15 protein-coding genes are annotated in these 10,387 nt (G+C 65.9%); 5 read left to right on the top strand and 10 right to left on the bottom strand.

Annotated elements, in window-relative coordinates:
• The coding region (locus Q0C64_RS11920) for a hypothetical protein (RefSeq protein WP_294124059.1) at window positions 1–513 on the top strand (513 nt) is incomplete at its 5' end.
• A gap of 31 nt (window positions 514–544) precedes the next feature.
• Window positions 545–1,435: a S1/P1 nuclease gene (locus tag Q0C64_RS11915; RefSeq protein WP_294124057.1), complete on the top strand. Its 891-nt coding sequence runs from the start codon at window positions 545–547 to the stop codon at window positions 1,433–1,435.
• Here Q0C64_RS11915 and Q0C64_RS11910 read toward each other — a convergent pair.
• The 3 genes from Q0C64_RS11910 to Q0C64_RS11900 are packed head-to-tail and all read right to left on the bottom strand — an operon-like array spanning window position 1,432 to window position 2,788.
• On the bottom strand, window positions 1,432–1,677 hold the full coding sequence (locus Q0C64_RS11910) for a hypothetical protein (protein ID WP_294124055.1): 246 nt from the start codon (window positions 1,675–1,677) through the stop codon (window positions 1,432–1,434). The two genes, Q0C64_RS11915 and Q0C64_RS11910, sit on opposite strands and share 4 nt — an antisense overlap.
• Window positions 1,670–1,876 (bottom strand): toxin-antitoxin system HicB family antitoxin, encoded by a 207-nt coding sequence (locus Q0C64_RS11905; protein WP_294124054.1) that lies wholly within the window; start codon window positions 1,874–1,876, stop codon window positions 1,670–1,672. Before Q0C64_RS11905 ends, Q0C64_RS11910 begins: the two co-directional genes overlap by 8 nt.
• Before the next feature lie 9 nt (window positions 1,877–1,885).
• Window positions 1,886–2,788, bottom strand: a complete 903-nt coding sequence (locus tag Q0C64_RS11900; RefSeq protein ID WP_294124053.1) for an SPFH domain-containing protein — start codon at window positions 2,786–2,788, stop codon at window positions 1,886–1,888.
• Window positions 2,789–2,877: 89 nt separating this feature from the next.
• On the opposite strand from Q0C64_RS11900, the gene Q0C64_RS11895 reads away from it, so the two are divergent.
• On the top strand, window positions 2,878–3,801 hold the full coding sequence (locus tag Q0C64_RS11895) for an isoaspartyl peptidase/L-asparaginase (RefSeq protein ID WP_294124051.1): 924 nt from the start codon (window positions 2,878–2,880) through the stop codon (window positions 3,799–3,801).
• Here Q0C64_RS11895 and Q0C64_RS11890 read toward each other — a convergent pair.
• The 6 genes from Q0C64_RS11890 to Q0C64_RS11865 form a co-directional block, all read right to left on the bottom strand.
• On the bottom strand, window positions 3,777–4,916 hold the full coding sequence (locus Q0C64_RS11890; RefSeq protein ID WP_294124049.1) for a GNAT family N-acetyltransferase: 1,140 nt from the start codon (window positions 4,914–4,916) through the stop codon (window positions 3,777–3,779). The genes Q0C64_RS11895 and Q0C64_RS11890 overlap by 25 nt on opposite strands.
• A complete protein-coding gene (locus tag Q0C64_RS11885; RefSeq protein ID WP_294124047.1) occupies window positions 4,897–5,580 on the bottom strand; it encodes a glycerophosphodiester phosphodiesterase family protein in 684 nt (227 codons plus the stop codon). The genes Q0C64_RS11890 and Q0C64_RS11885 overlap by 20 nt, the downstream gene beginning before the upstream one ends.
• Window positions 5,581–5,599: 19 nt before the next feature.
• Window positions 5,600–6,061, bottom strand: a complete 462-nt coding sequence (locus tag Q0C64_RS11880) for a RidA family protein (protein ID WP_294124045.1) — start codon at window positions 6,059–6,061, stop codon at window positions 5,600–5,602.
• 165 nt (window positions 6,062–6,226) lie between these two features.
• Window positions 6,227–6,976, bottom strand: coding sequence for an SDR family NAD(P)-dependent oxidoreductase (locus Q0C64_RS11875; RefSeq protein WP_294124042.1), 750 nt, complete (start codon window positions 6,974–6,976; stop codon window positions 6,227–6,229).
• A 239-nt stretch (window positions 6,977–7,215) separates the two neighbouring features.
• Complete coding sequence (locus Q0C64_RS11870) at window positions 7,216–7,851, bottom strand: HAD family hydrolase (protein ID WP_294124040.1); 636 nt, start codon at window positions 7,849–7,851, stop codon at window positions 7,216–7,218.
• On the bottom strand, window positions 7,848–8,126 hold the full coding sequence (locus tag Q0C64_RS11865; RefSeq protein WP_294124038.1) for a DUF3572 family protein: 279 nt from the start codon (window positions 8,124–8,126) through the stop codon (window positions 7,848–7,850). Before Q0C64_RS11865 ends, Q0C64_RS11870 begins: the two co-directional genes overlap by 4 nt.
• Window positions 8,127–8,165: 39 nt before the next feature.
• Between Q0C64_RS11865 and Q0C64_RS11860 the strand changes: the two genes are divergently transcribed.
• Complete coding sequence (locus Q0C64_RS11860) at window positions 8,166–8,561, top strand: response regulator (protein ID WP_294124035.1); 396 nt, start codon at window positions 8,166–8,168, stop codon at window positions 8,559–8,561.
• Here the strand turns inward: Q0C64_RS11860 and Q0C64_RS11855 are convergent.
• Window positions 8,558–9,490, bottom strand: coding sequence for a ribose-phosphate pyrophosphokinase (locus tag Q0C64_RS11855; protein ID WP_294124033.1), 933 nt, complete (start codon window positions 9,488–9,490; stop codon window positions 8,558–8,560). The two genes, Q0C64_RS11860 and Q0C64_RS11855, sit on opposite strands and share 4 nt — an antisense overlap.
• Window positions 9,491–9,593: 103 nt before the next feature.
• Between Q0C64_RS11855 and Q0C64_RS11850 the strand changes: the two genes are divergently transcribed.
• On the top strand, window positions 9,594–10,387 hold a 794-nt coding region (locus tag Q0C64_RS11850), incomplete at its 3' end, for a nitrilase-related carbon-nitrogen hydrolase (RefSeq protein WP_294124031.1).

Genomic DNA, 10,387 nt, shown 5'->3' with positions numbered 1-10,387 from the left:
TGTCGGGCGACCGGGCTCCCCGGCGGGAAGATCAGCGTCGACAATGTTCCGGCGCTGGCCGAATCGATCGCGATCCATGAGGTCGATCCGCAGGTCGCCTATCATCGGGCCAGCAGCCGCCAGGTCATGCTGCTCGACCACCGGCTGGAGAAAATCAGCGCGGCGGCCTTCTGGACGACCATGATTGCCTCGGCCGGGACCATCGCCGCGCTCGCCTGGGCGCCCGGCTGGATCGACAAGTGGCAGCATTGGCTGACGCTCATTTCGGCAGGGCTACCGACGATCGGCGCGGCGGTGTTCGGAATCCGCTTCCAGGGCGATTTCGGCGGCAGCGCGCTTCGGTCCGATGCCACCGCCGCCTCGCTCGGCCGGCTGGCGATCGAGCTTCGCGCCGAGGGCATTTCGCTGATGCGCGCCGCCGATCTTGGTGAACAGGCAGCTCGCGCGATGCTGTCCGACCTGGCAGAATGGCGGCTGGTCAACCAGCAGCACGACCTGTCGATCAGCAGCTAAAGCCGGACGGAAAATGGGCTAAGGGTCGGCCATGCCGAATCGTATCCTGACCACGCTGTGCGGTTTTGCCGCCCTGTTCGCCTTCGCCGCGCCGGCACAGGCCTATTGGGAATATGGCCATGAAAGCGTGGCCCGGATCGCCTGGCTGCAGATGCGTCCCGACACGCGCGCCAGGGTCGCGGCGCTGCTTCGCCAGGGACGGCTGCTGGAAACTCCGGATTGTCCGCTGGCGACGATCGAGCAGGCCAGCGTCTGGGCCGATTGCATCAAGCCGCTGGGCGACCGCTTCACCTACGCCTACAGCTGGCATTACCAGAACGTCGACGTGTGCAAGCCGTTCGATTTGAAGGCGGCCTGCAAGGACGGCAATTGCGTCTCCGCCCAGATCGAACGCAACGCCCGCCTGCTGGCCGATAGCAAGGTGCCGGTGCGCGAGAAGGTGATGGCGCTGGCGTTCCTGACCCATTTCGTCGGCGACCTGCACCAGCCGATGCACGCCGGCGACCATGCTGACCTTGGCGGCAACAAGGTCGCGGCGAGCTATGGCATCATCGCCGGACGGACCAATCTGCACAGCATCTGGGACGGTTGGCTGGCCGAGCGGGCGATCTCGACTCCGCCGGCCGGACCGGCGGCGCTGCTGGCGCAGGTTTCACCGGCCGAGCGCGAACGGATTGCAAGCGGCAGCGTCGAGGACTGGAGCAAGGAGATGTGGGGCAAGGCCCGCGACCTTGCCTACCAGACACTGGTCGGCGATCCCTGCGGGGCAGGCCCGGTTGAGCGGCAGGTGATGGACGAGGCCAAGGTGCGCGGGCTGATCCCCGAAGTGCGGCAGGACGTGGTCGAAGGCGGCATCCGCCTCGCCAAATTGCTCGATGACGCCCTGGGCCCGGAAGGCAAGGCGCCGGGCCAGAAGCGCTAGTCGGGATCTCCCCAGCGCCAGCGCCAGCCGCCGTGCGTCGTCCTGGCGGCGATGCTGAGGAAAATAGCCAGCTCGGGAAAGATGATCGACGCCATCAGGCCGGGCTTGTCCTTGAGCAAGGCGCCCGCGAGGATGACCACCGCGAAAAAGCCGGCAATGGCCGCCCATCCCTGCCAGGCGACCGGCAAACCCGTGCCATAGCCATAACGCTTGGGCGCGAACCAAATCGGGCGATCATCCATCATTCTGTTCCTTTGGCGGGCGGCCGCGACGGGCGGGGCGGGGCATTTCGAGCTTGACGCCCCGCGCCTTCAGCGCTTCCCGGATCAGGCATTCGACCTGGGCATTGACCGAGCGAAGGTCGGCGGCCGCGGCGCGTTCGACCGCCGCCCAAAGGGCGGGATCGACCCTTAGCGGGTAGGCCTTGCGGTCCGCCGACACCGCGCGTCCTTACTGGTACAGCGTGCCGGTGTTGACGACGGGCTGGGTGTCGCGCTCGCCGCACAGCACCACCATCAGGTTGGAGACCATCGCCGCTCGGCGCTCATCGTCGAGTTCGACCACCTTCTTTTCCGACAAGGAAGCCAGAGCCATCTCGACCATGCCGACGGCGCCGTCGACCAGGGTGCGGCGAGCCGCGACCACCGCCTGCGCCTGTTGGCGGCGAAGCATCGCCCCGGCAATTTCCTGAGCATAGGCGAGGTGGGTGAAGCCGCACTCGTCAACGGTGATTCCGGCGATCGAGAGGCGCTCAATCAGCTCTTTGCGCAGCTCGACCGCGACCTCGTCGAGGTGACCGCGAAGGGTCACGTCCTGATGATCGAAATCGTCATAGGGATAGCGCGCGCCGATCTTGCGGATTGCGGCCTCGACCTGGACCCGGATGAACTCCTTATAATCGTCGACGTCGAATAGCGCCTGGGCAGTATCGACCACACGCCACACGATCTGCGCCGCCATCTCGATTGGGTTGCCGCGCAGGTCGTTGACCTTGATCTTGTCGGAAATGAAGTTGGTGGCGCGGACCGACACCTTCTTGCGCATCAGCCAGGGTAGGACCCAACGCAGCCCGGTGGTGCGGTCGGTCCCCTGATAATCGCCGAACAAGGTGATGGCGGCGGCCTGGTTGGGCTGCAGCATGTAGAAACCGCAGGCGACGAAAATCAGCGTCAGCGGCGCCAGGATCACCACGGCAATCGCCAGCGTTCCCTGCCGGTCATTGGCCAGCTCGGCAATAGCCCACACCTGCGCCAGGATCGCCAGCAGCAGGACGACCAGCATGAGATAGCCGCTGGCGGTCGCAGCGTTCCGCTCGCGGCTCATATTCAAGGCAATGACATTCGACTCGGTCATCTATCCCTCCCGTTAATTGATATCACATTTATATCATCCTTATTTTCCGTCAACTGGAATCGCAAAGCGGCTCGCGCTAGGGCGAGCGCATGAGCTGGAAACTGGTGATCCACGGCGGGTCGGGATCGATGAAACGCGGCGGCCTGTCGGCCGAGGCAGACGAGCTCGGCCGAGCCGGCCTCAATGCCGCGCTGGATGCCGGTCAGGCGATCCTGGCCGCGGGCGGCAGCGCACTCGACGCGGTCGAGGCGGCGTCGCGCGTGCTCGAGGAGGATCCCTGCTTCAATGCCGGCCGGGGCAGCGTGCTGGCCTATGACGGCCATGTCGAACTGGACGCGGCGATCATGGACGGCCGCGACCGGCGCTGCGGCGCGGTCGCCGGACTGAAGTCGACCCGCGCGCCGATCAGCGCGGCACGGGCGGTGATGGAGCAAAGCCCCCATGTGCTGATGAGCTATGAGGGCGCCGACGATTTCGCCTGCGAGGCCGGGCTGGAGCAGGTTCCCAACCGCTGGTTCGTGACGGCGGAGCGGCGGCGGCAGCTGGACGAGCTGTTGGCGCAGGGCGCGAACGCATTCGATGCCGATATCAAATATGGGACGATCGGCGCGGTCGCGGTCGACCTCGACGGCCATGTCGCGGCAGCCACCTCAACCGGTGGCCTGACCGCCAAGCGCTGGGGGCGAATCGGCGATTCGCCGCTGATCGGCGCCGGCACCTATGCCGACGACCGGGCAGCGGCGGTCAGCGCCACCGGGCTGGGCGAAGTGTTCATCCGCGCCGCGGCGGCGCATGAGCTGTGCGCCCGGGTGCGGATGACCGGGGTCGGCCTGCAGGAGGCACTCGATGGGGTGCTGGGCGAGGTGAAGGCGCTGGGCGGCAATGGCGGACTGATTGCGGTGTCGCCTTCGGGCGAGGCCGCCTGGGGCTTCACGACGCCCGGCATGTATCGCGGCATGGCCGGGCCGGACGGCCGCTGCGTCGCCATCTACGGCGAAGAATCGGAGCGATAGGGCAACGCTGCCCGCGCCCATTCGTGCTCCAGCCGGATCGCCTCGCGCTCGCGCAGCAGGAAATCCATGACCGCACGGCGGAATCCCGCATCGGGCAGGAAATGGACCGAGGGGGTGATGACTGGCTCATAGCCTCGCGCCAGCTTGTGCTCGCCCTGCGCGCCGGCTTGGATGGTCTTCAGGCCATGGTCGATCACCCAATCGATCGCGCGATAATAGCTCAATTCGAAGTGGAGGAACGGCCGCTCCTCGATCGCGCCCCAGTAGCGGCCGTACAGGGTGTCACCACCGATGAAGTTGAGCGCCCCAGCGATCGGCCGGCCCTGATCCAACGCGAGGAACATCAGCGCGCAATCGCCCATCGCCGCGCCGACCCCGTCGAAGAAGGCGCGGGTCAGATAGGGCCGACCCCATTTGCGCGCGCCGGTATGCTGGTAGAAATTCCACATGGCGTCCCAATGCGCCGGTTCGATTGCGGCCCCACGAAGCGTGATGATCTCGACGCCGTCGATCGCTGCCGCACGCTCCTTGCGGATTGCCTTACGCTTGCGGCTTGAGAGGGCGCCAAGGAATTCATCGAAGCCGGCATAGCCGCGATTGAACCAGTGGAACTGGAGCCCGTCGCGGCGCAGCCAGCCGCGCGCCTCGGCGGTCTTTACTTCCTCCTCGGTCAAAAAGGTGATGTGGGCCGAGGAAAGCTGGTTCTGGACGGTCACCGTCTCCAGCGCGGCCAGCAGCGCATTCTTGTCGCCGCCCAGCAGGCGCGGGCCGACGCAGGGGGTGAACGGCACTGCCACCTGCAGCTTGGGATAATAGGTCCCGCCGGCCGTCTCCCAAGCTTCGGCCCAGCCATGGTCGAACACATATTCGCCCTGGCTATGGCCCTTGAGATAGGCGGGAGCGCCGGCGGTGACCCGCCCTTCGCGTTCGACCATGACCGGCAGCGGAGTCCAGCCGCTGCCTCCGCCGACACTTCCCGATCGTTCGAGCAGCGACAGGAAGGCGTGGCCGAGGAAGGGATCATGCGGCCCGGCCAACCCGTTCCATTGATCGGCGGGAAGCTCGGCGACTCCGCGCGCTATCCGGGCAATGATGTCAGCTTCGCGGTCGGCCATTGCCTTCCCAGATAGGCGCATCGGCGTGAATTTCAGCTGTCTCGCGATCGGCGGGCGAGCGGATCGTCCAGCTGTAGACCCATTTTGCCTTGCGCTGCCTCGCCACCCAAGGCCGCGCCACCACGCCGTAATCGACCGCCAGGAACTGGGCCGAACTGGCGCGAATGCACCGCCAGCGATCGAGCGCCGAGGCGTTGCGTGAGATGACCAAACCGCGGCGGATATGCGAAGCATGACGGGCCAGCCATTTGCCGACCGCAGGCTCGAAACTCATCACCCCGACCGGGCCGGAATAGGCTTCGAGATCACCAACCACTGCGCGGGCTAGCTGGGCGGCGTTGCCACCCCGGCATTTCAACTCGATCAGGATTGGAACCCGGCCGCCGACAAGGTCCAGCATGTCCCGTAGCAGCGGGATATGCTGGTCAGTGTCGAACAGGTGCTGCTTTGTCAGCGCACCGGCAGCTGTGGCTTCGACGGCAAGCGCCGAGGCGCATAACCGGCGAAGGTCATGGTCGTGGAAGACGATGACCTGACCGTCGGAACTCAGTCGGACGTCGCACTCGATGCCGGCGCCGGCGCCGGCGTCGATCGCGGCGCGAAAGGCGGCGAGGCTGTTTTCGGGAACTCCCGGCCCGTGGAGTCCGCGATGCGCGAACCCCATCGGACCCGGGTCCAACGGGTCAGCTTCGGACCTGGACGACCGCATCCACCTCGACCGCGACTCCGAGCGGAAGTACGGGAACGCCGACCGCCGAGCGGGCATGGCGTCCAGCCTCGCCGAACACTGCCTGCATCAGCTCCGAGGCGCCGTTGGCGACCTTGGGCTGGTCGGTGAAATCGCCGTGCGAATTGACGAACACGCCGAGCTTGACGACCCGCTGGACCCGGTCGAGCGAACCCAGCGCGGCCTTCATCTGCGCCAGCAGCATGATGCCGCAACGGCGCGCGGCGGCCTGCCCGGCCTCGAGGTCGACATTCTCACCCAGCCGGCCTTTGATCAGGCTGCCGTCCTCGGCGAAGCTGATCTGGCCGCTGATGTGCAGCAGGCCATTGGCCTCGACCGCGGGGACATAGGCGGCGACCGGCGCGGCCGGTTCGGGAAGGGTGATGCCGAGTTCGGCGAGGCGCTGTTCGATGCTCATGGCTTTGGCTCAACAACGGAATGGGGCACGGGTCAAGTTCCTCCCTGCCGCGAAGCGGTGGGGAGGGGAACCATGCGGAGCATGGTGGAGGGGTAGCCGAAGCCGGTTCAATTACCCCTCCACCGCCTTCGGCGGTTCCCCTCCCCAAGCTAGCTTGGGGAGGATTTACTCGTGCCGGTGGACCGCGAAGCCGGCCCAGCTCTGGTTGACCGGCATCAGCTCGATCGCATTGATGTTGAGGTGCGGCGGCAGGCTCGCCACCCACCAGATCGTCCCGGCGATATCCTCGGCGGTCATCGGGTCCATCTTGGCATAGAGCGCATCGCTCGCTGCCTGGTCGCCGCCGGTGCGGACCAAGGTGAATTCGGTCTCGACCATGCCCGGATCGATCGAAGTCACACGGACGCCGTTGCCGGCGAGATCGCAGCGCAAGCCAAGCGAGAATTGGCGGACAAAGGCCTTGGTCCCGGCATAGACCGCGCCGCCGCGATAGGGGTAGGTCGCCGCGACCGATGCGAGGTTGATGATCGCCCCTTTGCGCTCAATGAGGCGCGGCAGCAGCGTGCGGGTCAACGCCACCAGACCGGTGACATTGGTGTCGATGGCGACGTCGATCGGGCCCTGTTCCGCATCCTGCAGATTGCTCATCGGCGGGGCGAGGCCGGCATTGTTGAGCAACAGGTCAATGCCGGCATAGCGGTCGGGCAAGGTTGCCAGCGCCGCAGCGAATAGGTCGGGCTCGCGCATGTCGAGCGCCAGCGGATGGAAGTAGTCGCCGAGCTCCGCCGTCAGTTCGTCGAGCCGTTCCTGGCGCCGGCCGGTGCCGACCACCTGCCAGCCCTCGCTGGCGAACTTGCGCGCTGCCGCGGCGCCGATTCCGGCCGTTGCCCCGGTGATGAAGACGGTCCTGGTCATTAAGGGTTCGAACTCCCTACCAATGGGAGCCGTGACATGGCTCTTGCCGGATCGCAGCGCAAGGAGAAGCGCGAAGAGCGGTATGGGCTACCGGTCGAGCGCTTTGACGAAGCGAAGCACCGGCAGTGCCGTGCCCGAAGGGTGGGACGCAAAAGCGCCCTGGCACGCTCGCTCGATTGCCAGATAGGCCCCGCTATCTGGCTGCGCTCACTCACTCTCAGAGCGCTTTTTCGTCTCCATCACGGCCTCATTGGTAGGAAGTTCGAACCCTGCAGCCTCTCCAATATCCAGCCGCAAGCCGTCGGCCAGTCGTCGATCCGGGCATGGGCGTGCTCGGCGGCCGGGATGGCCGGGGCGAGCAAGGGTTCCGCCACCATGTGCAGCCGATGCACGTCGGGCGCATGTTCGGCAACCGAGGCGTGATGGACGGGCAGATCGTCGACGAACACCGTCGCGCCGGCCTGGTAGCGGTCGATGATCGCCTTGGCCGGGATGCCCTTGCCGCCGCGGTTGCACACCACTTCATGACGGATGCCGTGGCTGGCCAGTTGGTCAACCCGCCAGCTATGCGCCTCGTCGCCCAGATTGGTGAGGATGACGATGTCGGCGACCTCGCCGATCCGGCCCAGCGCCTCGAGCGCGCCCGGGACCAAAGTCTGGCGGTGCATTTCGCCCTGGAAGAATTCGGTCAGCAGCGGCCACACCCGATCCTCGGCGACCAGCTCGCCGGTCGCCCGATGGGTCAGCGCTTCGCGAAACTGGCCGGTCTCGAAAGCGAAGCGGATGTCGTGCGCCTCACCCAGCCAGGCGTCAAAATGGGACACCATGTGCAGCAGCACTTCGTCGCAATCGGTAATCAGCAAGGGCCGCTTCAACGGTCCAGCTCCGCACGCGCATTCACTAGCATTTCCGGTTTACTTCCAATGGCTTGAGCAACCTCGACAAGGTCCGGTTCATGGGCTTCGAGAAAGGCCAGAAGGGCGGCCAGCAGGCGCCTCTCCCCTGCCCTTGCGCGAAGCTCGTCCGCATCCAGCCCGGTGAGGTCGAGGAACCTCCGGGCACGCCGTTCGTCGGTCAGCGTCTCGGCCAATGCGGCCAGCGCCAGCGCTTCGGCATCGCCGGGTTCATCGTTTGTCCTGTGGCTTAACATCGCTTACTGCGGCTTTTGAGCATTTCGGGGGATTATTGAGTGGCCAAGATCCTGGTTGTCGAGGACAACGCCCTCAACATCAAGTTGTTCTGCGACTTGCTGACCGCGCATGGCCATGAAACCGAGCCGGTGACCGACAGCCGCGATGCGATGGATGCGGCGCGGGCGTTCCACCCCGACCTGGTCATCACCGACATCCAGCTGCCCTACATCACCGGCATCGAGCTGATGGAGATGATCCGCGCCGAAGACGGGCTGAAGGACGTGCCGATCATGGCGGTGACGGCCTATTCGGCGGCCGGCGATGAAGAACGGATCCGTGCCGCCGGGGCGCAGGCCTATGTCTCCAAGCCGATTTCGGTGATGCGCTTCGCCGAGACGGTCGACCAGCTGCTGGCCGAAAGCAGCGGCGTCAAGGAAACGAGCCAGGATTAGTCGAACAGGCTGGAGACCGAAGTCTCGTCGGCGATGCGGTGGATTGCTTCGCCGAACAGGGGCGCGATGGTCAGCCGCCGCAGCTTTTCGCCCTCTTCCAGCCCTTCGCGGTAGATGGAGTCGGTCACCACCAACTCGGTCAGCACACTGGCGGCGACACGCGCCACGGCCGCGCCCGACAGGACGCCGTGGCTGCAATAAGCGATGACTTCCGTAGCGCCCTGGTCCTTCAGCGCGGCGGCGGCGTTGCACAGCGTTCCGGCGCTATCGACAATGTCATCGACCAGGATGCAGCAGTGGCCCTCGACGTCGCCGATGATGTTCATCACCTCGGATTCGCCGGCCCTCTCGCGGCGCTTGTCGACGATCGCCAGCGGAGCGTTGTCGAGCCGCTTGGCAAGGCTGCGGGCGCGGACCACGCCGCCGACGTCGGGCGACACCACCATCAGCTTCTTGCCGGAGTAGCGCGCCTGGATATCGGCGGCCATCACCGGCGCCGCCCAGAGATTGTCGGTCGGAATGTCGAAGAAACCCTGGATCTGGCCAGCGTGGAGATCCATCGTCAGCACCCGGTCGGCGCCGGCGACGGTGATCAGATTGGCCACCAGCTTGGCCGAGATCGGCGTGCGCGGGCCCGGCTTCCGGTCCTGCCGGGCATAGCCGAAATAGGGGATGACGGCGGTGATCCGCTTGGCCGAGGCGCGCCTCAGCGCATCCATGCAGATCAGCAGCTCCATCAGATTATCGTTGGTCGGGTAGCTGGTCGACTGGACCACGAACACGTCCTCGCCGCGGACATTCTCCTGGATCTCGACGAACACTTCCTCATCGGCGAAGCGGCGGACGCTGGCGTCGGTCAGCGGCAGTTCGAGATAGTCGGCGATCGCCCGCGCCAGCGGCAGGTTCGAATTCCCGGCGAGCAATTTCATATGTGACGATCCCGTGAAGCCAGCCCCGTATGGCGCCCCTTAGAAAGGGCCAGCGGATTGGGCAAGGTTGCGAACCGCCGATGCATCGCTAAATCGGATGCACGTGACCGACCGTCTTCGCATTGCCCTTTGCCAGCTTGGCCAGCGGATCGGCGATCTGCACGCCAATGCCGAGGCGATGCTGGAGTGGCGCGCCAAAGCGGCGGCCGAAGGGGCCGACCTGGTGATGATGCCGGAGCTGCAGCTGGTCGGCTATCCGCCCGAGGATCTGGTGCTGAAGCCCGAATTCGTCCGCCAGACGATGGAAGCGGCCGAGCGGCTGGTCGATGCCACCGCCGACGGCGGTCCGGCGCTGCTGTTCGGTACCGTCCATTCCGACGAGGGCGTCAATTTCAACGCCTTCGTCTTGGCCGAACATGGCCAGGTGCTCGGCCGGACGCTGAAGCATGAGTTGCCCAATTACGGCACGTTCGACGAAAAGCGCATCTTCGCCCAGGGACCGCTGCCCTGCCCGCTGGAATTTCGCGGGGTGAAACTGGGTGTGCCGATCTGCGAGGACATCTGGCTGGAATCGGTCTGCCAGCATCTGGCCGCCCAAGGCGCGGACATGCTGCTGGTGCCCAACGGCAGCCCCTATGAGACCGACAAGGACGACCAAAGGCAGCGGCTGGTGCGCGAGCGGGCGGTCGAGACCGGCCTGCCGGTCGTCTATCTGAACAGGGTCGGCGGGCAGGACGAGCTAGTGTTCGACGGATCGAGCTTCGTCACCAATGACGAGGGCACCATCGCGGTGCAAATGCCGGATTTCGAGGAAACGATGGCGCTGACCGACTGGGTCAGGACGGCAAACGGCTGGCGCTGCGAGCCGGGGGAAAGAGCGACCCTCTCTCCCTATCC

Origin of the sequence: Sphingomonas sp. (genome assembly GCF_023266535.1) — a bacterium.
Lineage (GTDB): Bacteria > Pseudomonadota > Alphaproteobacteria > Sphingomonadales > Sphingomonadaceae > Sphingomicrobium.
This window is presented reverse-complemented; position numbering and strand designations above follow the sequence as displayed.